This window comes from Blastococcus sp. SYSU DS0510 (genome assembly GCF_054050835.1).
The window spans coordinates 1-25,763 of the sequence record NZ_JBJHAC010000010.1 but is presented as its reverse complement, the minus strand read 5'-3'; the positions used below and the strand labels follow the sequence as shown (position 1 = coordinate 25,763).

Here is a 25,763-nt window from a genome sequence, read left to right as displayed (position 1 = left end):
GGCGCCCTACGCGGAGGCCTTGGCCACCCAGAAGCGCGAGCCCTCCGGGCCCTCGACGCCGTCCCCGGCCCCCGAGGTGCCCGCGTGGACGGTGACGGCCAGCACCTCGCCGGCCAGCTGCTCGGCGTGCTCGGTGAGCGCCTGCGCCATGACGCCGTCGGCGGTCCAGGAGAGCTCGATCCGGTCGCTGACCTCCAGGCCGCTGCCCTTGCGGGCCTCCTGGACCAGGCGGACCGCCTCCCGCACCAGGCCGGCCCGCTCCAGCGCCGGGGTGAGCGCGAGGTCCAGCGCCACGGTGAGGCCGCCGGTGCTCGCCACGGTCCACCCCTCGCGCGGGGTCTCGGTCACGATGAGGTCGCCCTCGGCCAGCGCGACGTCCACGCCGTCGACCTCGACGCTCGCGGTGCCGGACCGGTAGGCGGCCACCAGCGCCGGGGCGTCGGCCGCCGCGACGGCCTTGGCCACCGCCTGCACCTGCTTGCCCAGCCGGCGGCCCACCGCGCGGAAGTCGATCTTCACGCTGACGTCGACCAGGTCACCGCCGACCGCGGCGAGCTCGAGCACCTTGGCGACGTTGAGCTCGTCGGCCACCTCGGCCACCAGGTCGCGGGGGAGCGAGGCCCACCCGGGCGCCGCCACGACGGCGCGTGCCAGCGGCTGCCGGGTGCGCACCTTGGCCGACGTGCGGGCGGAGCGGCCCAGCTCCACCAGCCGGCGGACCAGTGCCATCTGCTCCACGAGGGCGTCGTCCAGCGCCGTCTCGTCCACCTGCGGCCAGGAGGCCAGGTGCACCGAGTCCTCCGCGCCGTCGAGTCCGGGCACGACCGCACGCGCCCACACCTCGTCGGTGACGAAGGGCGTGAAGGGGGCCATGAGCCGGGTCAGCCCGTCGAGCACCTCGTGCAGGGTCCCCAGCGCCGAGGGGTCGCCGTCCCAGAACCGGCGCCGCGACCGCCGCACGTACCAGTTGGAGAGGTCGTCGACGAACTGGGCCAGCAGCCGCCCGGCGCCCTGGGTGTCGAAGTCCTCCAGCGCCGCGGTCACGTCGCGGGTGACCGCGGCGAGCTCCGCCAGCGCCCAGCGGTCCAGCAGCGGCCGCTCCTCGCGCGCCGGCACGGGCGCGGCTCCGTCTCCACCCGGCCCACCCCAGCCGTTGGTCTCGGCGTAGAGGGTGAAGAAGCTGGCGGTGTTCCAGTAGGTGAGCAGCACCTTCCGGACGACCTCGGACAGCGTCTCGTGCCCCACCCGCCGGGCCGACCAGGGCGAGCCGCCGGCGAGCATGAACCAGCGCACGGCGTCGGCGCCGTGCCGGTCCATCAGCGGGATCGGCTCCAGGATGTTGCCCAGGTGCTTGCTCATCTTCCGGCCGTCCTCGGCCAGGATGTGGCCCAGGCAGAGCACGTTCTCGTAGGAGCTCCGCTCGAACACCAGGGTGCCGACGGCCATCAGCGTGTAGAACCAGCCGCGGGTCTGGTCGATCGCCTCGCAGATGAACTGCGCCGGGTAGGCGGCTTCGAACTCCTCCCGGTTGCGGTGCGGGGCGCCCCACTGGGCGAAGGGCATCGACCCGGAGTCGTACCAGGCGTCGATCACCTGGCGGACCCGGCGGTACGTGCCCTCCTCACCGGGCAGCGTGAACGTGACCTCGTCGATGAACGGCCGGTGCGGGTCGAGGTCGGACAGGTCGCGGCCGGTCAGCTCGGAGAGCTCGGCCAGCGAGCCGACGGCGACCATCCGGCTCGGGTCGGCGTCGTTGCGCCAGATCGGCAGCGGCGTGCCCCAGTACCGGTCGCGGGACAGCGCCCAGTCGACGTTGTTGTGCAGCCAGTCGCCGTAGCGGCCGGTCTTGATGCTCTCGGGGTACCAGTTGGTCTTCGCGTTCTCGGCGAGCAGCTGGTCCTTGATCTGGCTGGTGCGGATGTACCAGGACGGCTGCGCGTAGTACATGAGCGGCGTGTGGCACCGCCAGCAGTGCGGGTAGGTGTGCTCGTACCGGATCTCGCGGAAGAGCACGCCGCGGCTCGTCAGGTCCTCGACCAGGGCGGGGTCGGCGGCCTTGAAGAAGTGGCCCCCCACGAGCGGCACCTCGGCCAGGAAGTGCCCGGTCGCGTCGATCGGGTTGACCACGGGCAGGCCGTAGCCGCGGCAGACGGCGAGGTCGTCGGCGCCGAAGGCGGGGGACTGGTGCACCAGGCCGGTGCCGTCGTCGGTGGTCACGTAGTCGGCCAGGACGACGAAGTGGGCGTCGCCCTCGGGGAACTCGACCAGCTCGAACGGCCGCTGGTAGTGGGTGCGCTCCCAGTCCCGGCCCGGCGCCCGGCCGAGCACCTCGGCGTCCTCACCGAGGACGGCGGCCAGCAGCGGCTCGGCCAGCACCACCGGGACGTCGTCGCTCCCGGCGGCGCGGGCGACGACGTAGGCGACGTCGGGGTGCACGGCGACGGCGGTGTTGCTGGGCAGCGTCCACGGTGTCGTCGTCCAGACGAGCAGGTCGGCCTTGCCGGCCCACGCGCCGTCGGTGATGGGCAGCCGCACGTACACCGAGGGGTCGGTGATGGTCTCGTACCCCTGGGCGACCTCGTGGTCGGAGAGGCCGGTGCCGCAGCGCGGGCAGTAGGGGGCGACCCGGTGGTCCTCGACCAGCAGGCCCTTCTCGAAGACCTGCTTGAGCGACCACCAGACGCTCTCGATGTAGGCCGGGTCCATCGTCCAGTAGGCGGTGGACATGTCGACCCAGTAGCCCATGCGGTGGGTCAGCTCGGTGAAGGCGTCGACGTGGCGCTCCACCGAGGCGCGGCAGCGGGCGTTGAACTCGGCGATGCCGAAGCGCTCGATGTCGGGCTTGCCGGCGAAGCCGAGCTCCTGCTCGACGGCGATCTCGACCGGCAGGCCGTGGCAGTCCCAGCCGGCGCGGCGGGGCACGTGCCACCCCTGCATCGTCTTGAACCGGGGGAAGACGTCCTTGAACGCGCGCGCCTCGATGTGGTGGGTGCCGGGGCGGCCGTTCGCGGTCGGCGGCCCCTCGTAGAAGTTCCACTGCGGGCGGCCCTGCGAGGCCTCCAGCGACCGGTCGAAGACCTTCTCGCTCTCCCAGCGTTCGAGGATGCGGTGCTCGAGGGCGGGGAGGTCGACCTGCGGGGGCAGCGCGGCGAAGGGACCGGTGGGAGCACTCACGGCAGCCATTCTCCCCGAACCCGCAAACACACCTCCGGTGGGGAACCCGACGCCTCCGGCGGCGCAAGACAGACACACCTCCGGTGGGGAACCCGACGCCTCCGGCGGCGCAAGACAGACACACCTCCGGTGGGGAACCCGACGCCTCCGGCGGCGCCCGGGCCGACCGGTCCGGGGGCGCATCCGCGGGCGCCCCCGACCCGCCGTCCGGCCTGCACCCGCGAGGGCCGGCACGGCGGTGCGGAAGACTGCCCCCATGGGGCGGGCGCGGTGAACACCACGGTCACCGTCGCCCTCGCCCTCGGCGCCGGGGTCGTGCTCCTCGCGGCCGTGGCGCTGCGCCTGGCCGACCGGATCGGGCTGCCCAGCCTGCTGCTGTACCTGGCCATCGGCGTGGTGCTCGGGGAGAGCGGGCTCGGCATCCAGTTCGACGACGCCGAGCTGACCCAGACCCTCGGCGTCGCGGCGCTGGTCGTCATCCTGGCCGAGGGCGGCCTGACCACCCGGTGGGCCGACGTCCGCCGCGCGATCGGCCCGGGGCTGAGCCTCGCCACCGTCGGCGTCGCGGTGAGCGTGGTGGTCACGGCCGGGATCACGGTGTGGCTGCTGGACGCGTCCTGGGGCTTCGCGCTCCTGCTGGCCGCGGTCATCGGCTCGACGGACGCCGCCGCCGTCTTCGCGGCGCTGCGCCGGCTGCCGCTGCCCCGCCGGCTCGCCGCCGCCCTCGAGGCGGAGAGCGGCCTCAACGACGCCCCGGCGATCCTCCTGGTGACGACGCTGGCCGCCGTCCTCACCGACACCGGCGCGGGCGCCTGGTGGCTGATCCTCCTGCAGGTGGTGGGCCAGCTCGTCGGCGGCGCCGTGCTCGGCGTGGCCACCGGGCTCCTGGGGGCCGAGCTGCTGCGGCGGGTGGCGCTCCCGCTGGCCGGCTTCTACCCGCTCGCGACGCTCTCGCTCTGCGTGCTCGCCTACGCGACCGCGACGCTGGCGTGGACCTCCGGCATCGTCGCGGTGTACCTGTGCGGCGTCGTGCTGGGCAACGTCGCGCTGCCGCACCGGACCGCGAGCATCGGCTTCGCCGAAGGCATGGCGTCCCTGGCCCAGATCGGGCTCTTCGTCCTGCTGGGGCTGCTGGTCTCGCCGCCCCGGCTGCTCGACGCCCTGGTCCCGGCCCTCGTCGTCGGAGGCGCCCTGCTGCTGGTCGCCCGGCCCCTCTCGGTGCTGCTGTCGCTGGTGTGGTTCCGGTGGCCGTTGTCCCAGCAGGCCTTCGTGTCGTGGGCCGGGCTCCGGGGGGCCGTGCCCATCGTCCTCGCGACCTTCCCCGTGACGGCGGGGGTGCCGGGCGCGGCGCGGATCTTCGACACCGTGTTCGTGCTGGTCGTCGTCTTCACGCTCGTGCAGGGCTGGTCGCTGCCCTGGGTGGCCCGGCGGTTGCGCATCGGTGCGCCGATCGCGCCGCGGGAGATCCAGGTGGAGGCGGCGCCCCTGGAGGAGCTCGACGCCGAGCTGATGCAGATGCGGGTACCGGAGGGGTCCCGCCTGCACGGCGTCTACCTGCCCGAGCTGCGGCTGCCCGAGGACGCCGCCGTGGTGCTCATCGTGCGGGACGGTCGGGCCTTCGTGCCGGACAGCACGACACGGCTGATGCGCGGCGACCAGGCGCTGCTGGTGTCGGCCCGCGCCTCGCGGGCCGAGGCCGAGCGGCGGTTGCGGGCGGTCAGCCGCGCCGGCCGGCTGGCGATGTGGCGTGGGGAGGACGGCCGCCCCGACGTCACCGACTGACGCACGACCGCCCTTCCCCTGCGACGCACGCCCCCGCGCGGGTGGCCGTTCCAGCACGTCACCGGGTCTCCGGCGTGGGATCGTGGCGACAGCACCCTGACGTCCCTCCCGGAGCGCCCCATGCGGTACCTGTTCCGACCACCGGCCACCGATGCGGCCGGGTTGCTGTCGCTGCCGTGGGAACAGCCGCTGGAGGAGTGGGACGAGGACCTGCTGCTCGACGTCCCCTCGCGCGGCATCTCCCGGCACGTGGTCCGCTTCGTCGCCGTCGAGGACCGGGTCTACGCGCTGAAGGAGATCGACGAGCGGCTGGCCCGGCACGAGTACGCGCTGCTCGCCCAGTTCGAGAGCGAGGGGTTGCCGACGGTCTCCGTGCTCGGCATCTGCATCGACCGGCCCGACGAGCAGCCGGCGATCCTGGTCACCCGGTACCTCGAGTACTCGATGTCCTACCGGTGGCTGTTCTCCGGCCGGCGCGGCGGCCAGTCGGCCGAGCAGCTGCTCGACACGATGGTCGTGCTGCTGGTGCGGCTCCACCTGGCCGGCGTCTTCTGGGGCGACTGCTCGCTCTCCAACACCCTCTTCCGCCTCGACGCCGGCGCCTTCGCCGCCTACCTGGTGGACGCGGAGACCGCCGAGCGCCACCCGCGGCTCTCGCCGGGGCAGCGCCGCTACGACGTCGACCTCGCCCGGGAGCGCGTCGGCGCCGAGCTGCTCGACCTGCAGTTCGGCGGCCTGCTGCCCGAGGGCATCGACCCGATCGAGGTCGCCGAGAGCCTGTCCCCCCGGTACGAGCTGCTCTGGGAGGAGGTCACGCGCGAGGAGGTCTTCCGCACCGACGAGCAGCGCTACCGCGTCGCCGAGCGCCTGCAGCGGCTCAACGAGCTCGGTTTCGACGCCGGTGAGGTGGAGCTCCGCACGACCGACGAGGGCACCCGGCTCCGCGTGCAGACCCGGGTCGCCGAGCCCGGGCACAACCGCCGGGAGCTGTTCCGCCTCACCGGGCTGGAGGTCCAGGAGCGGCAGGCCCAGCGGCTGCTGAACGACGTCCGGGCCTTCCGCGCCTACCTGGAGCAGAAGTCGGGTCAGCCGGTGCCCGAGACGATCGCCGGCCACCGCTGGCTGGCCGAGGTGTACCAGCCGGTCGTCGACGCCATCCCCGACCACCTGCGCGGCCGGCTCGAGCCGGCCGAGGTCTTCCACGAGGTCCTCGAGCACCGGTGGTTCCTGTCGGAGAAGGCCGGCCGCGACGTCGGGACGACGAAGGCCGCGCGCTCCTACTTCGAGAACGTCCTGCCGGGCATGCCGCAGGAGCTCACCACGCCCTCGGTCATCGCCGGCCGCGGATAGCCGGGCACGCGCAGCGGCCCGCCGGGGTCTCGGTCCGATCGCGATCGCTGCCTCGGGAGCCGTTCGAATTGACACCCTCTGTGAGCTGTATCACGCTCCGATGACCGTCGTGATCTCGGTCGGGCACATGCCAATGGAGACGAGGACTCATGCCGAACGCTCCCGGTAAGAAGCGCCGGAGAAGGAGGGCAGCGGGTGCCGCGGCATCGCTGGTCGCGGTCACCGCGTTGGCGGCCTGTGGCGGCGACTCGGGCGACGACAGGACGCTCACCTGGTACACGAACCCCGACTCGGGTGGGCAGGCGGAGATAGCCGCGCGCTGCACGGAGGCGGCGGGCGGCGCCTACACCATCGAGACGGCGCAGCTGCCCCGGGAATCCTCCCAGCAGCGGGAGCAGCTCATCCGGCGGCTCGCGGCGGAGGACGACTCCATCGACCTGATGAGCCTGGACCCGCCCTACATCCCGGAGTTCGCCGAGGCCGGCTTCCTGGCCCCGGTTCCCGAGGACGTCGCCGAACGGGTGACCGAAGGCGTGGTGCAGAGCGCCATCGAGGGGTCGACCTGGGACGACGAGCTCGTCGCGGTCCCGTTCTGGGCCAACACCCAGCTGCTCTGGTACAAGCAGTCGGTGGCCGAGGCCGCCGGGCTGGACATGGAGGAGCCGGTCACCTGGGAGCAGCTCGCGGCAGTGGCCGAGGAGGAAGGCACCCAGATCGCCGCCCAGGGCATCCGCGCCGAGGCGCTCACCGTCTGGGTCAACGCGCTGATCGAGGGGGCGGGCGGCTCGATCATCGAGGAGACCGCCGAGGCCCCCGAGGACATCGTGCTCGGCCTCGACTCCGAGGCCGCCGCGGAGGCGGCCCGGGTGATGCAGGCGGTGGCCCCCGTCGGTGGCCCGGCCTTCTCCACCGCCGGCGAGGACGCCAACGTGACGGACTTCGAGGAGGGCGACGCGGCCTTCATGGTCAACTGGCCGTTCGTCTGGCCCCGGGCCCTGGGCGCCGTCGAGGCGGGCACGCTCGAGCCGTCGGTGCCCGAGGACTACGGGTGGGCGCGCTACCCGCAGACCGTCGAGGGCGAGGAGAGCAGGCCTCCCTACGGCGGGATCAACATCGGCGTCGGTGCCTTCAGCCAGAACACGGACCTGGCCTACGAGGCCGCCGAGTGCATCGTCTCCGAGGAGAACCAGACCTACTACTTCCTCACCAACGGGAACCCGGCGGCCCTGGCGTCGGTGTACGACGACCCCGAGGTGCTCGAGGAGTTCCCGCAGGCCCCGCTCATCCGGGAGTCGCTGGAGGCGGCCGCACCCCGGCCGCAGACCGTCTACTACAGCGAGGTCTCCGGGGCCCTCCAGCGCGTCTACCACCCGGCGAGCTCCGTCGAGCCGGGCGTCACCGGCCCGACGGCCGCCGAACTCATCAGCGCCGTCCTGGCAGGGGAGGAACTGCTGTGACCCAGACCACGCTCCCCCCGGTCAAGAAGACGGAACCGGTCTCGGCACCCAAACGGGGGCTGAGCGACCGGTCGCGCAGCGAGCGGAAGCTCGGCTGGCTGCTGGCCGGCCCGGCGTTCGTGGTGATGCTGGCGGTCACCGCCTACCCGATCGCCCAGGCCATCTACGAGTCCCTGTACTCCTACCGGCTGACCGACCCGGCCAACCGGGAGTTCACCGGGCTGACCAACTACTGGGTGATCCTCACGGACCCCATCTGGTGGCAGGCCATCTGGGTCACCGTCTTCATCACGGTGGTCACGGTGGCGGTGGAGCTGGTGCTCGGCTTCGCGCTCGCCATGGTCATGGCCAAGGCGCTCAGCAACATCCGGCCGGTGGTGCGGGCGGCGATCCTCATCCCGTACGCGGTGATCACCGTGGTCTCCGCCTTCGCCTGGCAGTTCGCCTTCGACATCAACACCGGCTTCGTCAACTCCTGGTTCGCCTGGATCCCCGGGGTCACCGAGAACACCGACTGGTTCGGCGACAGGTGGCAGTCGTTGCTGGTCATCTGCCTGGCCGAGATCTGGAAGACCACCCCGTTCATCTCGCTCCTGCTGCTGGCCGGTCTGGCGCAGGTCCCCGAGGTGCTGCAGGAGGCGGCGAAGGTCGACGGCGCCACGTGGTGGCAGCGCCTGTGGCGGGTGACGATCCCGAACATGAAGGCGGCGATCATGGTCGCCCTGCTGTTCCGCAGCCTGGACGCGTTCCGGGTCTTCGACAGCATCTTCATCATGACCGGCGGCGCCAACGGCACGGAATCGGTGTCGTTCCTCGCCTACCGGCAGACGATCGCCCGGTTGGAGATCGGTCTCGGGTCCGCGGTCTCGGTGCTGCTCTTCCTCGTGGTGGTGCTGATCGCTTTCAGCTTCATCAAGGCATTCAAGGTCGACCTGGCCTCGACGCGGGGGGAGTGACGGTGTCCACTCGAAGAAAAGTCATGTGGTGGATCGGTGGCGCGATCATCGTCGTCTACGCGCTGTTCCCGATCGCCTGGATCATCTCCATCTCGCTGAAGGCCCCGTCGGACATCGCCAACGGCCAGTTCCTGCCGACCGACGTCTCCTGGGAGAACTACCAGACGATCCTGACCGGGAACGCCAGCGAGCTGTTCCTGCCGGCGCTCCGCAACTCGTTCGGCATCTGCCTCATCGCCACAGCCATCTCCTGCCTGCTGGCGATGTTCGCCGCGTACGCCATCGCCCGCCTGGACTTCCCGGGCAAGAAGGTCATCCTCTCGACGGCGCTGGCGGTGGCGATCTTCCCGGTCATCTCGATCGTGACGCCGCTGTTCAACGTGTGGCGGCAGATCGGTCTCTACGACACCTGGCCCGGCCTGATCCTCCCGTACCTGTCGCTGACCCTGCCGATCTCCATCTGGACGATGTCGGCGTTCTTCCGGGAGATCCCGTGGGAGATGGAGCAGGCCGCCCAGGTCGACGGGGCGACCACCTGGCAGGCGTTCCGCAAGGTGATCGTCCCGCTGGCCGCTCCCGGCGTCTTCACCACGGCGATCATCGCGTTCTTCATCGCCTGGAACGACTTCGTCTACGGCATCGTCCTGACCTCCACGGAGGCGGCCCGACCTGTGCCCGCGGCGCTCGGGCTGTTCAGCGGCGCATCCCAGTTCGAGGACCCGACCGGCGCGATCGCGGCGGCGGCCCTGATCGTGACGGTCCCCGTCGTCGTCCTCGTGCTCCTCTTCCAGCGGCGCATCGTCGCCGGCCTGACCAACGGTGCGGTCAAGGGCTGACCGTCATGACCCCCACCAGCCGCACCTCATCGACCCACCGAGGGGACGAACACTGATGGCCTCCATCGAGATGAAGAACATCGTCAAGAAGTACGACGACGGGTTCCCGGCGGTCAACGACGTGAGCCTGGACATCGCCGACGGGGAGTTCATGATCCTCGTCGGCCCGTCCGGCTGCGGGAAGTCGACGCTGCTACGGATGATCGTCGGCCTCGAGGACATCACCAGCGGCGACATGATCATCGGCGGCAAGCGGGTCAACGACCTCGCACCCCGAGACCGCAACCTCTCGATGGTGTTCCAGAACTACGCGTTGTACCCGCACATGACGGTGTACGAGAACATCGCGTTCCCGCTGCGGCTGGCCAAGACCCCCGACGAGGAGGTCCGCCGGAAGGTGGAGGCGGCGTCCGACGTGCTGGAGCTCAAGGAGCACCTGGACCGCAAGCCGGCCAACCTCTCCGGTGGTCAGCGGCAGCGGGTGGCCATGGGCCGGGCCATCGTCCGTGACGCCGAGGCGTTCCTCTTCGACGAGCCGCTGTCCAACCTCGACGCCAAGCTCCGCGGGCAGATGCGCACCGAGATCTCCCGACTGCAGCGCCGTCTGGGCATCACGACCGTCTACGTCACCCACGACCAGACCGAGGCCATGACCCTCGGCGACCGGGTCTGCGTGCTCCGCCAGGGGAAGATCCAGCAGGTCGCGTCGCCGCGCGAGCTGTACGAGCAGCCGGTCAACCTCTTCGTCGCCGGGTTCATCGGCTCCCCGCCGATGAACTTCCTGCCGGCGACCCCGGAGGGGAACCGGCTGCGGACGCCCTTCGGCGACATCGAGCTCGACGAGAAGCGCATGGCGGCCGTCGCCGGGCACGACCTGCTGCTGGTGGGCATCCGACCGGAGTACTTCGAGGACGCGTCCCTGGTCGACGAGGCCAAGCGCCCGGTGGGCTCGATCTTCCGGGCGCGGGTGGACGTCACCGAGTGGCTGGGCGACTCGCAGTACGCCTACATCCCCTACGACGCCCCCGACTCGATCAAGGTCCAGCTGCGCGAGCTGTCCAGGGAGCTCGACAGCGAGGAGCTGCGCACCCAGGCGATCGTGTCGATCGACGCGACCAGCCGGATCCGGGAGGGCCGCGAGGCGGAGTTCTGGCTGGACAGCCGCAAGGTGCACGTGTTCGACCCGGAGTCGGGGGAGAACCTCACCCGCGACGCCGAGGCCGGCGCCGAGCTGACCCGCATGGCGACACAGGACCGGGTCGAGCAGCTCGAGGACTCGCATGCGGGGGGTGCCCGTGCGGATGGTGCACCCGCACGCGGGGCCCAGGTCGGTGGGGCCACGGCGGCCTCGGCCTGAAGAAGGACCGCCCTTCGGCACCGATGGCGCGGGACGGGTGGTGGCGGGACGCCGTCGTCTACGAGGTGTACCTGCGGAGTTTCGCCGACTCCGACGGGGACGGGGTCGGCGACCTCGGCGGCCTGCGCCGTCGGCTGCCCTACCTGGCGGAGCTCGGCGTCGACGCCCTCTGGATCACCCCCTGGTACCCCTCGCCCATGGCCGACGGGGGGTACGACGTGGCCGACTACTGCGACATCGATCCTCGGTTCGGCACGCTGGCGGACGCCGACGCGCTGCTCACCGAGGCGCACGCATGCGGCCTGCGCGTGATCACCGACCTGGTCGCCAACCACACCTCCGACCAGCACCCGTGGTTCCGTGCGGCCCTGGCCGCCGGGCCGGCATCGCCCGAGCGGAGCCGCTACTTCTTCCGCGACGGCCGGGACGGCGGATCGGCGCCGCCCAACGACTGGATCAGCGCGTTCGGCGGCCCGGCCTGGACGCGGGTGCGCGAGCCGGACGGCTCGCCGGGGCAGTGGTACCTGCACCTGTTCGCCCCGGAGCAGCCCGATCTCGACTGGGACCACCCTGGGGTCCGGGAGGATTTCGATGCGATCCTGAGGTTCTGGTTCGACCGGGGGATCGACGGCATCCGGGTCGACGCCGCCCCCGCGATGGCGAAGGCCGAGGGCCTCCCCGACGCCGGTCACGGCCCCGGGGCACTGTTCGAGTCCCGCAGCTGGGTGGGCAACCCGCACTGGGACGTCGACGGCGTGCACGAGATCTTCCGGCGCTGGCGGCGCATCGGGGACAGCTACGAGGGTGGGCGGCTGTTCGTCACCGAGGCGGTGGTGAACGGACCCGAGCGGCTCAGCCGCTACGTGCGGCCGGACGAGATGCACACCAGCTTCAACTTCGACTACCTGGCCGCACCGTGGGACGCCCGGCACCTGCGCACGGTCATCGACGCCAGCCTCGCCGCCCTGGAGCCCGTCGGCGCCCCGGCGACCTGGGTGTTGTCCAGCCACGACGAGACCCGGCACGTCACACGCTTCGGGCGGGCCGAGAGCGCCGCCGCGACGATGGGCTTCGACGCCGGGGCGACCGGCACCGACCTCGCGCTCGGGCTGCGCCGCGCCCGTGCCGCCGCGCTGCTCACTCTCGCGTTGCCCGGGTCCGCCTACGTCTACCAGGGCGAGGAGCTGGGGCTGCCCGAGGTGGAGGACCTGCCGGTGGACGTGCTGCAGGACCCGACCTGGGAGCGCTCCGGCCGCACCGCCCGGGGCCGCGACGGCTGCCGCGTACCGCTGCCCTGGGAGGGGAGCCACCCTCCGTTCGGCTTCGCCGTGGACGGGGTCGAGCCCTGGCTGCCGCAACCTCCGGGGTGGGCGTCCCTGACGGTGGCCGCCCAGTGGGCCGACCCCACCTCCACCCTGTCGCTGTACCGCGCCGCCCTGGGGCTCCGCCGGCGCACACCCGGCCTGCGTGGCGCGAGCTTCTCCTGGCGGACGACGGCCGACGACGTCCTCGCCTTCGACCGCGGGCCGTCCTTCCGGTGCGTGGTCAACCTCTCGGGCGAGCCGCTGGACCTGCGCGGCGCGGGCCGTCGGCTCCTGTCCAGCGGGCCCGGTGCGGAGCTGCTGGCGCCCGACACGGCGGTCTGGCTGGACCCCGGCGCGTCCTAGCCGCTCCGGCCAGCCGGGGCCGGCGGCCGGCCCGCGCGCGGCTATCGTCGTCGGCACCGCCGGGTCAGCCGGCCGGAGCCCATCCAGCGAGGAGCCCGACCTGTCCGAGCACGCCGATCCGGCCGACGGCGCGACCGGCGGCTCCTCCGCCGTGGAGCCGGCCGGCCGCCCCCGCACCCGGTTGCTGCTCTCCCTGGCCGCCGTCGTCCTGGTGCTCGACCTGGTCACCAAGGTCGTCGTCGTGGCCACCATCGAGCCGGGGGAGGACATCCGCGTCCTCGGCGGGGCCCTCTACCTCACCAACCTGCGCAACACCGGGGCCGCGTTCTCCTTCGCGGAGGGCGCCACGGTGGTGTTCAGCCTGATCGCGGTCGTCGCCGCCGTGGTGATCGTGCGGGTCGCCCGCCGCCTGCGGTCGGCCGGCTGGGCGGTGGCGCTGGGGCTGGTCCTCGGCGGGGCCGTGGGCAACCTCGTCGACCGGGTGTTCCGCGACCCGGGGTTCCTGCGCGGCGGCGTCGTCGACTTCCTCTCGGTGTTCGGTCCCGACGGGCGCGTGTTCCCGGTGTTCAACGTCGCCGACTCGGCCATCGTCTGCGGCGGCATCCTCGGCGTCCTCCTGGCGCTGCGCGGCATCGAGTTCGACGGCACCCGCAGCGGCGCGGGCGACCGGCCCGGCGCCGCCTGAGGGAGAGCCGTTCCGGTCCCTCTCCCCGGTCGGCAGTCACAATGGGGGACGTGACCAGCACTCCCGGCCTGCACCGGGCCCTCCCGGTGCCCGACGGCCTGGAGGGCCAGCGGGTGGACCAGGCCCTGTCCCGGCTCTTCGGCCTGACCCGCACGGCGGCGGCCGACCTCGCCGACGAAGGCCGCGTCGTCGTCGACGGCCGGGTCCGCGGCAAGGGGGACCGGCTCGCCGGCGGCAGCTGGCTGGAGGTCGAGCTGCCGCCGCCACCCGGCGAGCCCGCGCCCCCGCAGCGGGTCGAGGGGATGACGGTCCTGCACGACGACGACGACCTCGTGGTCGTCGACAAGCCGGTCGGGGTCGCCGCCCACCCGAGCCCCGGCTGGGAGGGGCCCACGGTCATCGGGGGTCTGGCCGCCGCCGGCTACCGCGTCTCCACCTCCGGCGCCGCCGAGCGCCAGGGCGTGGTGCACCGCCTGGACGCCGCCACGACCGGCGTCATGGTGGTCGCGAAGAGCGAGCGGGCCTACACCGCGCTCAAGGCGGCCTTCAAGGAGCGCACGGTCGAGAAGGGCTACCACGCCCTCGTGCAGGGCCACCCCGACCCGTCGCGCGGCACCATCGACGCGCCGATCGACCGGCACCCGCGGCACGACTGGAAGTTCGCCGTCGTCAGCGGGGGGCGGCCGTCGGTGACGCACTACGAGGTCGTGGAGGCGTTCGCCGCCGCCAGCCTGGTCGACATCCGGCTGGAGACCGGCCGCACCCACCAGATCCGCGTGCACTTCTCCGCGCTCCGGCACCCTTGCGTGGGCGACACGACCTACGGGGCGGACCCCACGCTCGCCGCCCGGCTCGGCGTGGCCCGCCAGTGGCTGCACGCGGTGCGGCTGGGCTTCCCCCACCCGGCCGACGGGCAGTGGGTCGAGTTCACCAGCGAGTACCCGCCCGACCTCGCCGGCGCGCTGGCCCTGCTGCGCGCCGAGGCCTGACCTCCTGCCGGTGACGAGCCTGCCGGTCGCCCTCGACGCCTTCGGCCCGGCGGCGCTGGCCGCGGTGGTCGTGGCGGCCTACCTGGTGGTGGGCGAGCCCGTCGTCGGGCACGTGCTGCACCGTCGGTTCGAGGGGCGGTTGCGCACCGACGCCGGGGCGCGCCGGTCGTTCTACCGGCGGCTGCTGGTGCTCGAGTGGGGCCTCGCCGTCGTCGCCTTCGTCGTCTGGCTGGCCTCGCCCGGGGTCGACGCCGCCGCCGTGGGGTTGGTCTGGCCGCGGGAGCGGCCCGGTCCCGTGTCCGCGGTGGTGGTCCTCGCCGTGCTGCTGCTCGTCGTCGCCTCCACCCGACAGTTGCGGGCCGGCGCCCTGCTGGAGGCGGCGCGGCCGGCCCGGCGCCCCGGCGAAGGGCGCCACGCCGAGCCACCCGGTCAGTCCACCCTCGCGCTGCTGCCCCGGACAGAGGGGGAGCGGCGGCTGTTCACCCTCGTCGGCGTCACCGCCGGGGTGTGCGAGGAGTGGCTGTACCGGGGGTTCTTCCTGGCGGTGGTCGCGGCCATGGCCGGCGGTCCGCCCACCTGGTCGCTGGTGGTCGTCGCCGCGGTGGCCTTCGGACTCGCGCACGCCTACCAGGGGCGGGCAGGGATCGTCCTGACGGGCGTGCTGGGCGGGGTGATGGCGCTGCTGTACCTGGACACCGGCTCGCTGCTGCTGCCGGTGCTGCTGCACGCGGTCATCGACCTGCGCTTCCTGCTGGTCCCCGCCAGCGCGCTCCCGGCGTCGGTGCACGAGGCGGGCGGGCCGCCGGGCCGCTGACCGGCCCCGGCCGGGAGGACGCCACAATGGGTGCCGTGCCCAGCCCCGCCGCGCAGGTCGCCACCCCCGCGGACCGGGCGGAGGTCGTGGCCCTGCGCACCCGCGTCTTCGTGGACGAGCAGGGCGTCCCGCCGGAGATCGAGCAGGACGACGCCGACGCCACGGCCCTGCACGTGCTGAGCCGCGACGACTCGGGACGGGTGGTGGCGACGGGGCGGCTGCTGCTCGACGGCGTCACCGCGCGGATCGGCCGGATGGCCGCCGACGCCGCGGTGCGGGGCCGCGGCCACGGGGCCGCCGTCCTGGCCGAGCTGCACCGCCAGGCGCTCGCCGCGGGCGCCACCGAGGTGGTCCTGCACGCCCAGCTGCCGGCCCGCCGGTTCTACGAGCGCGCGGGCTACGCGGCCGTCGGCGCGGTGTACGAGGAGGCAGGTATCGCGCACGTGACCATGCGTCGTGGGTTGCCGTGACGGACCCGTCCCGAGGTTCGTCCCGAGCCTGCGAGGGATGAGGAGGACGGGTCCTTTCTGTGAGAAGACACGTTCTGTCAGACCCTCGAAGTAGACACCTCCCAGTGCGAGGATCGACGCACCGGCCCGCCGGTGCCTGCCGCCCCCCGCACGCACCGCCGGTCTTCCCCGCCGGTCGCCCGCCGCGTGACGCCGGCCGGGCACGCACGACCCGTGAGGAGCCAGACCCCCTGTGAGCAGCCCGTCCGATTCGTTCGTGCACCTGCACGTGCACACCGAGTACTCGATGCTGGACGGTGCGGCGAAGCTGCCGGAGGTCACCAAGGCCGCGGCCGAGCACGGGATGCCGGCGCTGGCCATGACCGACCACGGCAACGTCTTCGGCGCCTACGACTTCTACAAGCAGGCCAACGCGGCCGGTGTGAAGCCGATCATCGGCATGGAGGGCTACTACACGCCGGGCTCGCGCTTCGACCGGGCGCCGTTCGACTTCGGCGACAACCTCATCGACGAGGAGGGTGACGGCGGGTCCAACCGGGGCAAGGCCGCCTACACCCACATGACGCTGCTGGCCCGCACCACCGAGGGCATGCACAACCTGTTCCGCATCTCCTCGCTGGCCAGCCTGGAGGGGCAGTACCGCAAGCCGCGGTTCGACCGCGACCTGCTGGAGCGCTACGGCAAGGGCCTGATCGCCACCACCGGCTGCCCGTCGGGCGAGGTCAACATGTGGCTGCGCGCGGGCAAGGAGGAGAAGGCCCGCCAGGCGGCCGCCGACTTCCAGGACATCTTCGGCCGGGAGAACTTCTACGCCGAGCTCATGGACCACGGCCTGTCCATCGAGAAGAAGACCCGCCCGGCGCTGCTGGCGATCGCCAAGGACCTCGGCATCCCGCTGCTGGCCACCAACGACCTCCACTACACGCACAAGGAGGACGCCGAGGCCCACGACGCCCTGCTGTGCATCCAGACCGGCTCGCGGCTCAACGAGCCCAACCGCTTCAAGTTCAACGGTGACGGCTACTACCTGAAGTCCGCCGCCGAGATGCGCGCGCTGTTCACCGGCGACCTCCGCGAGGCCTGCGACAACACCCTGCTGGTCGCCGAGCAGTGCGAGGTGAGCTTCACCGAGGGCGCCGACCTCATGCCCCGCTTCCCCCTGCCCCCGGGGGAGGACGAGACCTCCTGGTTCGTCAAGGAGGTCGAGCGCGGCCTGCACAAGCGCTACCCGAACGGCATCCCCGACCACGTGCGCAAGCAGGCCGACTACGAGGTCGGGATCATCACCCAGATGGGCTTCCCGGGGTACTTCCTCGTGGTCGCCGACTTCATCAACTGGGCGAAGGACAACGGCATCCGCGTGGGGCCCGGCCGTGGATCCGCCGCGGGCTCGCTGGCCGCCTACGCCATGGGCATCACCGACCTCGACCCGCTGCAGCACGGGCTGATCTTCGAGCGGTTCCTCAACCCCGAGCGCGTCTCCATGCCCGACGTCGACATCGACTTCGACGACCGCCGGCGCGGCGAGGTCATCCAGTACGTCTCGAAGAAGTACGGCGAGGAGCGGGTCAGCCAGATCGTCACCTACGGGACGATCAAGGCCAAGGCCGCGATCAAGGACGCCGCCCGGGTGCTCGACCGGCCCTACTCCGTGGGCGACGAGCTGACCAAGCTCATGCCGCCGGACGTGATGGGCAAGGGCATCCCGCTCTCGGGGGTCTTCGACCCGGCCCACCCGCGCTACAAGGAGGCCGCGGAGTTCCGCGCCCGCTACGAGTCCGACCCGGGCGCCGCCGAGGTGGTCGACCAGGCCCGCAAGCTCGAGGGGCTGAAGCGCCAGTGGGGCGTGCACGCGGCCGGCGTCATCATCGGCCGCTACCCGCTCATCGACTCGATCCCGATCATGCGGCGCGAGGCCGACGGCGCGGTGATCACGCAGTTCGACTACCCGACCTGCGAGACGCTCGGCCTGCTCAAGATGGACTTTCTGGGCCTGCGCAACCTCACGGTCATCGACGACGCGCTGCGCAACATCGTGATCAACGGCAAGGAGCCGGTCGACCTCGACGAGATCAGCAAGGACCTCACCGACCCGAACACCTACGCGCTGCTCAGCCGCGGTGACACCCTCGGGGTCTTCCAGTTCGACGGCGGGCCGATGCGCTCGCTGCTGCGGCTCATGCGGCCGGACAACTTCGAGGACATCTCGGCCGTCGGCGCCCTCTACCGTCCGGGTCCGATGGGCGCGAACTCGCACACCAACTACGCGCTGCGCAAGAACGGCCAGCAGGAGATCACGCCGATCCACCCGGAGCTGGCCGAGCCCCTGGAGGAGATCCTGGGCCAGACCTACGGCCTGATCGTCTACCAGGAGCAGGTCATGGCCATCGCGCAGAAGGTCGCCGGGTACTCGCTCGGCAAGGCTGACCTGCTGCGCCGCGCGATGGGCAAGAAGAAGAAGTCGGTCCTGGACGCCGAGTTCGTCGGCTTCGAGGCGGGGATGAAGGCCAACGGCTTCTCCGGCGCCGCGATCAAGACGCTGTGGGACATCCTCGTCCCGTTCGCCGACTACGCGTTCAACAAGGCCCACTCGGCCGCCTACGGCCTGGTCTCGTACTGGACGGCCTACCTCAAGGCGAACTACCCGGCCGAGTACATGGCCGGGCTGCTCACCAGCGTCCAGGACGACAAGGACCGCCGGCCGATCTACCTGGCCGAGTGCCGTCGGATGGGCATCAAGGTCCTCCCGCCGGACGTCAACGAGTCGTCGTGGGACTTCACCGCCGTCGGCACCGACATCCGCTTCGGGCTGGCGTCGGTCCGCAACGTCGGCACCAACGTCGTGGAGTCGATCGTCAAGGCGCGCGAGGAGAAGGGCGCGTTCAAGGACTTCGCCGACTTCATGCGCAAGATCGACACCGTGGCCTGCAACAAGAAGGTCATCGAGTCCCTGGCCAAGGCCGGTGCCTTCGACTCGCTGGGCCACTCGCGCCAGGGCATCGTCGCGATCCACGCGCAGGCCGTCGACTCCGCGATGGGGCTCAAGCGCAAGGAGGCCGAGGGCCAGTTCGACCTCTTCGGCAGCTTCGGCGAGGGGGACGCGGCCGACGACCCCTTCGGCAACGCGCTCGACATCACCATCCCGACCGCCGACTGGTCCAAGAGCGAGCGGCTGATGTTCGAGCGCGACATGCTCGGCCTCTACGTCTCCGACCACCCGCTCCACGGGGTCGAGCACGTGCTGGCGGCCAACGCCGACACACCCATCGCCGAGATCAACGCCGGCGGGGTCGAGGACGGCGCCAACGTGACCATCGCCGGCATCCTCACCTCGGTCTCCCCGCGGACCAACAAGCAGGGCGCCCCGTGGGCGATCGCGACGCTGGAGGACCTCGAATCGGGCATCGAGGTCCTGTTCTTCCCCAAGACCTGGGCCGAGGTCTCGGAGAAGGTGGTCCGCGACCAGATCATCGTGGTCAAGGGCCGGATCAGCCGGCGCGACGAGCAGCCGTCGCTGTTCGGGTCGGAGGTGAGCATCCCGGAGCTCACCGAGGGCGCGCGCGGCCCCGTGCTCGTCTCGATGGCGGCGGCGCGCTGCACCCCACCGGTGGTCGAGCGGCTCCGCGAGGTGCTCGGCAGCCACCCGGGCACCACGGAGGTGCAGCTCAAGCTGGTCAACGGCGGCCGGGAGACCGTGCTGCGGCTCGACCAGGGGCTGCGGGTGCGCCCCAGCCCCGCCCTGATGGGGGACATCAAGGCACTCCTCGGGCCGACGAGCGTGGCGCTGCTCTGAACCAGGCCCCCCGCGGGAGGGCCGGGTGCGGTCCCCGGCGGGGCCGTTGTTCACTGGGACGGTGACCACCCCACCGCTGCCCCTCCAGCCCGCCCCGGGGGTGCCCCTGCACGCCTACTGGCGGGGCTGGACGGAGGTGCGGCAGGACCTGCACGCCGCCCGGACGCTGGTGGTGGGGGTGGCGCTCGCGGGCCTGCCCGTGGGGGCGCTCTGGTGGCTGCTGGCGCCCCGCGCCGAACTCCGGGTCACCGAGACCGGGCCGGTCGTCGTCGGGCCACCCGCGGCGGAGGTCCGCGTCGCCGACGACGCCGTCCTCGTGCTCCTGCTCCTCGGGCTCGGCCTGCTGGCCGGGGCGGCGGCGTGGCGGGTGCGCCGCGCTCGCGGGGTGGGGATGCTGGTCGCCCTCTCGGTCGGGGGGTCGGTCGCCGCCGTCCTCGCCTGGCAGACCGGTGAGCTGCTCGCCCCCTCGCCGACCGAGGCGCAGCTGTCCGAGGTCGGTGCCCAGGTCACCACGGGGCTGGTGCTGAGCTCGCTGCCCGGCCTGGCCGCCGCGCCGTTCGCCGCGCTGCTGGTCTACCTGGGCTGCGCGCTCCTGGCCGCCGACGACGGCCTCGGGCGGTCATGACGGCCCTGTCCAGAGGCTCGGCCCGAGCTTGCGAGGGCTGAGGAGGACGGGGTCCTTCGTCAGTTCACCGTCATCGGGGAGGCGAACTGCTGCAGCGGCGCCGGTACCGCGCCCAGCGTCTGCAGGAGGGTGAGCTCCCGGCGCAGCAGCCGGGACTCCGCGGCCAGCCGCCGGCGGGTCGCGGACTCGGCGAGCAGCGACTGCCGGTCCTCGGTGGTGAGCAGCGCCGAGGAGGCGACCAGCCAGGACAGCGCCGCCGGGTCGTCCGCGGCCGCGGCGAGCCGCACCGCCGCCTCCACGCCGTCCCCGGTCGCGCCGGCGCCCAGGGCCGACACCTCGGCCACGTAGCGGGTGAACAGGTCACCCACCCCCCGGGCCAGGAGATCCAGCGACCCCCGGGCGACCGAGGTGGCCACCTCGTCCGCGGGCGGCACCAGCGAGCGGTCGCCGTCGGTCACCGACTCGGCGTCCCCGGCGGCCTCTTCGGCGGCCTCCTCCTCGGCGAGCCACTCGACCTCGGCCTGCAGGTAGGGCGGGTCCTCGCCGACGACGACGTCCAGGAGCCGGAACCGCTCACCGCCGACGGTGACGATGCGGAAGCCGCCGTCGGACTGGGGCTGCACCCGCTGCAGGCGCGCGGTGCACCCGATGTCGTAGAGCGCCGCCGCCGGGGCCACCCGCTCGACCTCCCAGCCCTGCCGGATCGCGACCACGCCGAAGAAGCGGCGGTCGCCGTGCTCGGGGCGATCCATGAGGTCGCGCATGAGGCGGCGATACCGGGGCTCGAAGATCTGCAGCGGGAGGACGACCCCCGGGAACAGGGGGCGGCCCAGCGGGAACAGCGGGATCAGCTCGCCCATCCCGGCAAGCCTACGGGCCACGCGCGCCTCGCCTTTGCGGGCGCTCCGGGGACGCCGGACTGCGCTGGATACCCTGGGACCCGCGTCGCACCACCCGATCCGACTCCGGAGGCCTCCGTGCTGGCACGCATCGACCTGCGTGGGAACGCGCTGCCCGGCGTGCGAGAGCTCGCCGGACTGCTGCCGCGGGCCGCCACCGACATCGACTCGGTGCTCGCCACCGTCCGCCCGCTGTGCGAGGACGTGCGACTGCGGGGGGCCCAGGCGGTGCGCGAGATCACCGCCCGGCTCGACGGCGTGGACGCCGAGGACTTCGCCGTCCCGCAGGAGGCGCTGACCCGCGCGCTCGCCGAGTGCGACCCGACGCTGCGCGAGGCCCTGGAAGAGTCGATCGCCCGGGTGCGGAAGGTGCACTCCGACCAGCGGCGCAGCGACGTCACCACGGAGGTCGTCCCCGGCGGGACGGTGACCGAGCGCTGGCTCCCCGTCCGGCGGGTGGGGCTCTACGTGCCCGGAGGGCTGGCGCCGCTGCTGTCCAGCGTCGTCATGAACGTGGTGCCCGCGCAGATCGCCGGCGTCGAGTCGATCGCGGTGGCCTCCCCGCCGCAGCGGGACAACGGCGGCCTGCCCGACCCCGGGGTGCTCGCCGCCTGCGCGCTGCTGGGCGTCACCGAGGTCTACGCCGTCGGCGGGGCGCAGGCCATCGCCGTCTTCGGGTACGGCGCCGGCTCGTGCGAGCCGGTCGACATGGTGACCGGCCCCGGCAACGTCTACGTGACCGCGGCCAAGCGGCTGCTGCGCGGGCTGATCGGCATCGACTCCGAGGCCGGGCCCACCGAGGTCGCGATCCTCGCCGACGACACCGCCGACCCGGCGCACGTGGCGGCCGACCTGATCAGCCAGGCGGAGCACGACCCCCTGGCCGGGGCGGTCCTCGTGACGCCGAGCGAGGAGCTGGCCGACGCCGTCCTCGCCCTGGTGCCCGGGCAGGTCACCGCCACCAAGCACTCCGACCGGATCGCCACCGCTCTGGACGGCACCCAGTCGGGCGTCGTGCTGGTCGACGACCTCGAGGCGGGGCTGCGGGTCGTCGACGCCTACGCCGCCGAGCACCTGGAGATCCAGACCCGCGACGCGCGCGACGTCGCGATGCGGGTGCGCAACGCCGGGGCGATCTTCGTCGGCGCCTGGTCGCCGGTCTCGCTCGGTGACTACATCGCCGGCTCCAACCACGTGCTGCCCACCGGTGGGTGCGCGCGGCACTCCAGCGGCCTGTCGGTGCAGTCCTTCCTGCGCGGCATCCACCTGGTCGAGTACGGCGAGCAGGCGCTGGCCGACGTCGCCGGGCACGTCGACGCCCTCGCCGGCGCCGAGGACCTCCCGGCGCACGCGGCCGCGGTGCGGGTCCGGCAGCGGTCGTGACGTCGCTCGACGAGCTCCCGCTGCGGCCGGAGCTGCGCGGCCGCACGCCCTACGGCGCCCCGCAGCTGCCGGCCACCCACCGGCTCAACACCAACGAGAACCCGCACCCGCTGCCGGCCGAGCTGCTGGCCGACCTCGGCGCGGCGCTGGGGCACGCGGCGCTGGAGCTGAACCGGTACCCCGACCGGGACGCCGTCGCGCTGCGCGCCGACCTCGCCGCCTACCTCACCCGGACCGGCGGCCTGGCGGTCGACCCCGCGCAGGTGTGGGCGGCCAACGGCTCCAACGAGGTGCTGCAGCAGGTCCTGCAGGCGTTCGGGGGCGCGGGCCGCACGGCCCTGGGGTTCACGCCGTCGTACTCGATGCACCCGATCATCGCCGCGGGCACCGGCACGGCGTGGGTCGACGGCCACCGGGCGGCCGACTTCACGATCGACACCGCGGCCGCCGTCGCCCAGGTGCGCGAGGTGCGGCCGGACGTCGTCTTCGTCACCAGCCCGAACAACCCGACCGGCACGGCCGTGGACCTGGCGACGGTCGCCGCCCTGTACGAGGCGACCGAGGGGGTGCTCGTCGTCGACGAGGCCTACGCGGAGTTCGCCCGGGCGGGGACGCCGTCGGCGCTCACGCTGCTCCCCGGCCGGCCGCGGCTGATCGTGAGCCGCACGATGAGCAAGGCGTTCGGCATGGCCGGCCTGCGGCTGGGCTACCTGGCTGCCGACCCCGCCGTCGTCGACGCCCTCCAGCTGGTGCGGCTGCCGTACCACCTGAGCTCGCTCACCCAGGCCGCCGCGCGGGCGGCGCTGGCGCACACCGACGCCCTGCTGGCGACCGTGGACGCGGTCAAGGCCCAGCGCGACCGCATCGTGGCGGCGCTGCCGGCCCTGGGGCTGACCAGCGTGGCCAGCGACGCGAACTTCGTGCTCTTCGGCCACTTCGCCGACGCACCGGCCGCGTGGCGCGCGCTGCTGGACCGGGGGGTGCTCGTGCGGGACGTCGGGCTGCCGGGGTGGCTGCGGGTGACCGCCGGCACCGCCGAGGAGACCGACGCGTTCCTCACCGCCCTGGGTGAGGTCGCGCCGGACCACCGCACGACTCTGGGAGACTGACCCCCATGACCCGCACCGCACGCGTCGAGCGCCAGACCAACGAGACCAAGCTCGTGGTGGAGCTCGACCTCGACGGCACCGGCAGCAGCTCCGTCAGCACGGGCGTGGGCTTCTACGACCACATGCTCACCGCGCTGTCCAAGCACAGCGGCATCGACCTCACCGTGCGGGCCGACGGCGACCTGCACATCGACGCGCACCACACGGTCGAGGACGTCGCCATCGCGCTGGGGCAGGCGTTCGCCGAGGCGCTGGGGGACAAGCGCGGGATCACTCGCTACGGCGACGCGACCATCCCGATGGACGAGGTGCTCGCCCAGGCCGCCGTCGACCTCTCCGGGCGGCCGTACTTCGTGCACGCCGAGCCCGAGAACATGACGCCGATGATCGGGCCGGACTACCCGACGTCGCTGACCAGGCACGTGCTCGAGTCGTTCGCGTTCAACGCGCGGATCAGCCTGCACGTGCGGGTGCTCTACGCCGGCCGGGACGCGCACCACATCGTCGAAGCCCAGTTCAAGGCGCTGGCGCGGGCGCTGCGCGCGGCCGTGGCGATCGACCCCCGGGTCACGGACGTGCCCTCGACCAAGGGCGCGCTGTGATCCCGCGCGGCCGGCGGTGAACGCGGGCCTGCCCCTGCTCCTGCTGGGTGGGTTCCTGCTCGGTGGGGCGTGGAGCATCTGGCGGGCGGACGACGACCGCGTCGGGCGCACCGGCCCCCAGATCGTCTTCGCGGTCATCCTGCTCCTCGCCGCCGTGCTGGCCAGCGCGGCGGGCATCCTGCGCCTGATCTGAGCCGGGCGTGCGCCCGGCCGACGAGGAGCGGTTCCTCGGGATCGTGACGGCCGACCCGACGGTGCGGGTCGTGCTCGAGCGAGCCCCGGTCCTCGGCGTGGGCGAGTGGTGGCTCACCGCCGGGGTGCTGTTCCAGACGGTGTGGAACGACCTGACCGGCCGGCCGCCGGGCAGCGGCATCCGGGACGCCGACTTCTTCTACTTCGACCCCGACACCTCCTGGGAGTCGGAGGACGCGGTGATCCGCGCGGGCGCCGAGCTCTTCGGCGACCTGCCCGTGCCGGTGGAGATCCGCAACGAGGCCCGGGTGCACCTCTGGTACGAGGCCCGGTTCGGGGTGCCGGCGGCGCCGTTCCGCGACTGCGCCGACGCCATCGACCACTTCGCGGCCGTGTGCTGCTGCTACGGCATCCGGGTCGACGGCGCCGGCGGCCTGCAGGTTTACGCGCCGTACGGCTACGCCGACCTGTTCGACCTGGTGGTGCGACCCAACCGGCGGCTGGCGCCCCGGCACGTCTACGAGGCCAAGGCCGCGCGGTGGCAGCAGCAGTGGCCGGAGCTCACCGTCGTCCCGTGGAGCGGGACCGGTTCTGACTGACCCGCCCCGGTGAGAGCACGGTCCCGTGGAGATCGAGCGGGCGTGACCGGTCAGCCGGCGCGGGAGTCGGCCGGCTCTGCGCTGATGCGGGGGAGGATCAGGATCTCGGTGCCGTCGGGCCGGTAGGTGCGCCATCGGCCGTCGGGTTGTCGTTCGATCCTGAAGCCGTGGTGCACCTTGGTGTGGTGCCGTTCGCAGAGCAGGGCTGAGTTCTCCAGCGAGGTGTCTCCGCCGTCGGCCCAGTGCACGACGTGGTGGACGTCGCACCAGTGGGTGGGGGCGTGGCAGCCGGTGAAGACGCAGTGCCCGTCGCGGGCCTCCACCGCGCGGCGCAGGTGCCGGGGGACGACGCGGTGGGCCCGGCCGACGTCGAGGGGCTGGCCTTCGGGGCCGATGACGATGCGGGTGACGGTGCCGTCGCAGGCCAGCCAACGGGCGCGGGCCGCGGAGATCGTCGCCCCGAAGCCGAGGGTGGCCGCGCCGGGGCCGGCGTCCGGGTCGATGAGGTCCTCCAGGTCCACCCGGACCACCACCTGGGGTTTGTGGGTGCGCAGCACCGGCAGGGTGCCCGCGGCGAGGGCGTTGTCGGCGAGCTGGACCAGGGCGTCGCCCAGCTGCTGGGCGCGGGTGCGCATGTCCCCGGCGGGCCGGGCGGCCTGCAGCAGGGACTCGACCGCGGCCTGGAACTTCTCCCCGCCCACGGCGTCGAGCTCGAACCGGCCGCTGACGCTGCCATCAGCGTGCTTGGTCAGCGACAGGGACCGCTGGTCGGTGGGGTCGGGCTCGGGCCCATCGGGATCCAGCCGCGCCAGGTAGTGCGCCACCACCTGGCGCAGTTCGGCGTGCGGCCGGCTCGCGGCCACCTCGGCCAGCGCGGCATCGACCCCGGCGAGGTCGACGTCCTGGGCCGCGGCGGCGGCCAGGTTCCCCGGGGTGGCCACCGCGGCGATCACCACCACCGCCTCGGCGGTGATCGCCCCCGCGGCGAAGGCCGCGGCCACCGCCGGCAGCTCCGGCAGCGCCC

The 25,763-nt window shown here is 72.9% G+C and carries 21 protein-coding genes; 18 read left to right on the top strand and 3 right to left on the bottom strand.

All coding sequences use genetic code 11. The features are described 5' to 3' along the window. Nucleotides 1-6 precede the first annotated feature (6 nt). Nucleotides 7-3,174, bottom strand: a complete 3,168-nt coding sequence (gene ileS / locus ACI79P_RS09885; protein WP_456580871.1) for an isoleucine--tRNA ligase — start codon at nt 3,172-3,174, stop codon at nt 7-9. A gap of 270 nt (nt 3,175-3,444) precedes the next feature. Between ileS and ACI79P_RS09880 the strand changes: the two genes are divergently transcribed. From ACI79P_RS09880 to ACI79P_RS09820, 13 genes are all read left to right on the top strand, one after another. Then, entirely contained in the window at nt 3,445-4,956 is a 1,512-nt protein-coding gene (locus tag ACI79P_RS09880) for a potassium/proton antiporter (protein WP_456580870.1), read from the top strand. Nucleotides 4,957-5,076: 120 nt separating this feature from the next. Continuing rightward, a complete protein-coding gene (locus ACI79P_RS09875) occupies nt 5,077-6,306 on the top strand; it encodes a DUF4032 domain-containing protein (RefSeq protein WP_456580869.1) in 1,230 nt (409 codons plus the stop codon). A 149-nt stretch (nt 6,307-6,455) separates the two neighbouring features. Then, nucleotides 6,456-7,763: an extracellular solute-binding protein gene (locus ACI79P_RS09870; RefSeq protein ID WP_456580868.1), complete on the top strand. Its 1,308-nt coding sequence runs from the start codon at nt 6,456-6,458 to the stop codon at nt 7,761-7,763. After that, nucleotides 7,760-8,719: a carbohydrate ABC transporter permease gene (locus ACI79P_RS09865; protein WP_456580867.1), complete on the top strand. Its 960-nt coding sequence runs from the start codon at nt 7,760-7,762 to the stop codon at nt 8,717-8,719. The genes ACI79P_RS09870 and ACI79P_RS09865 overlap by 4 nt, the downstream gene beginning before the upstream one ends. Next, nucleotides 8,716-9,555: a carbohydrate ABC transporter permease gene (locus ACI79P_RS09860; RefSeq protein ID WP_456580866.1), complete on the top strand. Its 840-nt coding sequence runs from the start codon at nt 8,716-8,718 to the stop codon at nt 9,553-9,555. The genes ACI79P_RS09865 and ACI79P_RS09860 overlap by 4 nt, the downstream gene beginning before the upstream one ends. Before the next feature lie 55 nt (nt 9,556-9,610). Next, complete coding sequence (locus ACI79P_RS09855) at nt 9,611-10,912, top strand: ABC transporter ATP-binding protein (RefSeq protein ID WP_456580865.1); 1,302 nt, start codon at nt 9,611-9,613, stop codon at nt 10,910-10,912. Nucleotides 10,913-10,935: 23 nt separating this feature from the next. Next, the gene (locus tag ACI79P_RS09850) at nt 10,936-12,579 is read left to right on the top strand and encodes a glycoside hydrolase family 13 protein (RefSeq protein WP_456580864.1); all 1,644 of its coding nucleotides are present in this window, start codon (nt 10,936-10,938) and stop codon (nt 12,577-12,579) included. A 151-nt stretch (nt 12,580-12,730) separates the two neighbouring features. Further along, nucleotides 12,731-13,264 (top strand): signal peptidase II, encoded by a 534-nt coding sequence (gene lspA, locus ACI79P_RS09845; RefSeq protein WP_456580863.1) that lies wholly within the window; start codon nt 12,731-12,733, stop codon nt 13,262-13,264. Between the two features lie 41 nt (nt 13,265-13,305). Further along, nucleotides 13,306-14,253 (top strand): RluA family pseudouridine synthase, encoded by a 948-nt coding sequence (locus tag ACI79P_RS09840; RefSeq protein ID WP_456580862.1) that lies wholly within the window; start codon nt 13,306-13,308, stop codon nt 14,251-14,253. A 10-nt stretch (nt 14,254-14,263) separates the two neighbouring features. Further along, complete coding sequence (locus ACI79P_RS09835; RefSeq protein ID WP_456580861.1) at nt 14,264-15,067, top strand: CPBP family intramembrane glutamic endopeptidase; 804 nt, start codon at nt 14,264-14,266, stop codon at nt 15,065-15,067. Nucleotides 15,068-15,093: 26 nt separating this feature from the next. Continuing rightward, nucleotides 15,094-15,537 carry a GNAT family N-acetyltransferase gene (locus tag ACI79P_RS09830; protein WP_456580860.1) on the top strand — a complete coding sequence of 148 codons (444 nt, stop codon included), beginning with the start codon at nt 15,094-15,096 and terminating at the stop codon, nt 15,535-15,537. A gap of 232 nt (nt 15,538-15,769) precedes the next feature. Further along, the gene (gene dnaE, locus ACI79P_RS09825; RefSeq protein ID WP_456580859.1) at nt 15,770-19,330 is read left to right on the top strand and encodes a DNA polymerase III subunit alpha; all 3,561 of its coding nucleotides are present in this window, start codon (nt 15,770-15,772) and stop codon (nt 19,328-19,330) included. Nucleotides 19,331-19,391: 61 nt separating this feature from the next. Beyond that, a complete protein-coding gene (locus ACI79P_RS09820) occupies nt 19,392-19,955 on the top strand; it encodes a hypothetical protein (RefSeq protein WP_456580858.1) in 564 nt (187 codons plus the stop codon). 59 nt (nt 19,956-20,014) lie between these two features. Here the strand turns inward: ACI79P_RS09820 and ACI79P_RS09815 are convergent, their stop codons facing one another. Beyond that, nucleotides 20,015-20,815, bottom strand: coding sequence for an LON peptidase substrate-binding domain-containing protein (locus tag ACI79P_RS09815; RefSeq protein ID WP_456580857.1), 801 nt, complete (start codon nt 20,813-20,815; stop codon nt 20,015-20,017). A 117-nt stretch (nt 20,816-20,932) separates the two neighbouring features. On the opposite strand from ACI79P_RS09815, the gene hisD reads away from it, so the two are divergent. Genes hisD through ACI79P_RS09790 form a run of 5 tightly spaced genes read left to right on the top strand, consistent with a single transcriptional unit; the run spans nt 20,933 to nt 24,739 of the window. Beyond that, nucleotides 20,933-22,237 (top strand): histidinol dehydrogenase, encoded by a 1,305-nt coding sequence (gene hisD, locus ACI79P_RS09810; RefSeq protein ID WP_456580856.1) that lies wholly within the window; start codon nt 20,933-20,935, stop codon nt 22,235-22,237. Beyond that, the gene (locus ACI79P_RS09805; RefSeq protein ID WP_456580855.1) at nt 22,234-23,346 is read left to right on the top strand and encodes a histidinol-phosphate transaminase; all 1,113 of its coding nucleotides are present in this window, start codon (nt 22,234-22,236) and stop codon (nt 23,344-23,346) included. The genes hisD and ACI79P_RS09805 overlap by 4 nt, the downstream gene beginning before the upstream one ends. 5 nt (nt 23,347-23,351) lie before the next feature. Then, nucleotides 23,352-23,948 carry an imidazoleglycerol-phosphate dehydratase HisB gene (gene hisB, locus ACI79P_RS09800; RefSeq protein ID WP_456580854.1) on the top strand — a complete coding sequence of 199 codons (597 nt, stop codon included), beginning with the start codon at nt 23,352-23,354 and terminating at the stop codon, nt 23,946-23,948. A 16-nt stretch (nt 23,949-23,964) separates the two neighbouring features. After that, nucleotides 23,965-24,141 (top strand): hypothetical protein, encoded by a 177-nt coding sequence (locus tag ACI79P_RS09795; protein ID WP_456580853.1) that lies wholly within the window; start codon nt 23,965-23,967, stop codon nt 24,139-24,141. Between the two features lie 7 nt (nt 24,142-24,148). Then, entirely contained in the window at nt 24,149-24,739 is a 591-nt protein-coding gene (locus ACI79P_RS09790) for a nucleotidyltransferase family protein (RefSeq protein WP_456580852.1), read from the top strand. Nucleotides 24,740-24,789: 50 nt separating this feature from the next. Here ACI79P_RS09790 and ACI79P_RS09785 read toward each other — a convergent pair. Next, nucleotides 24,790-25,763 (bottom strand): DUF222 domain-containing protein (locus tag ACI79P_RS09785; protein WP_456580851.1); only part of this gene is annotated, 974 nt, incomplete at its 5' end.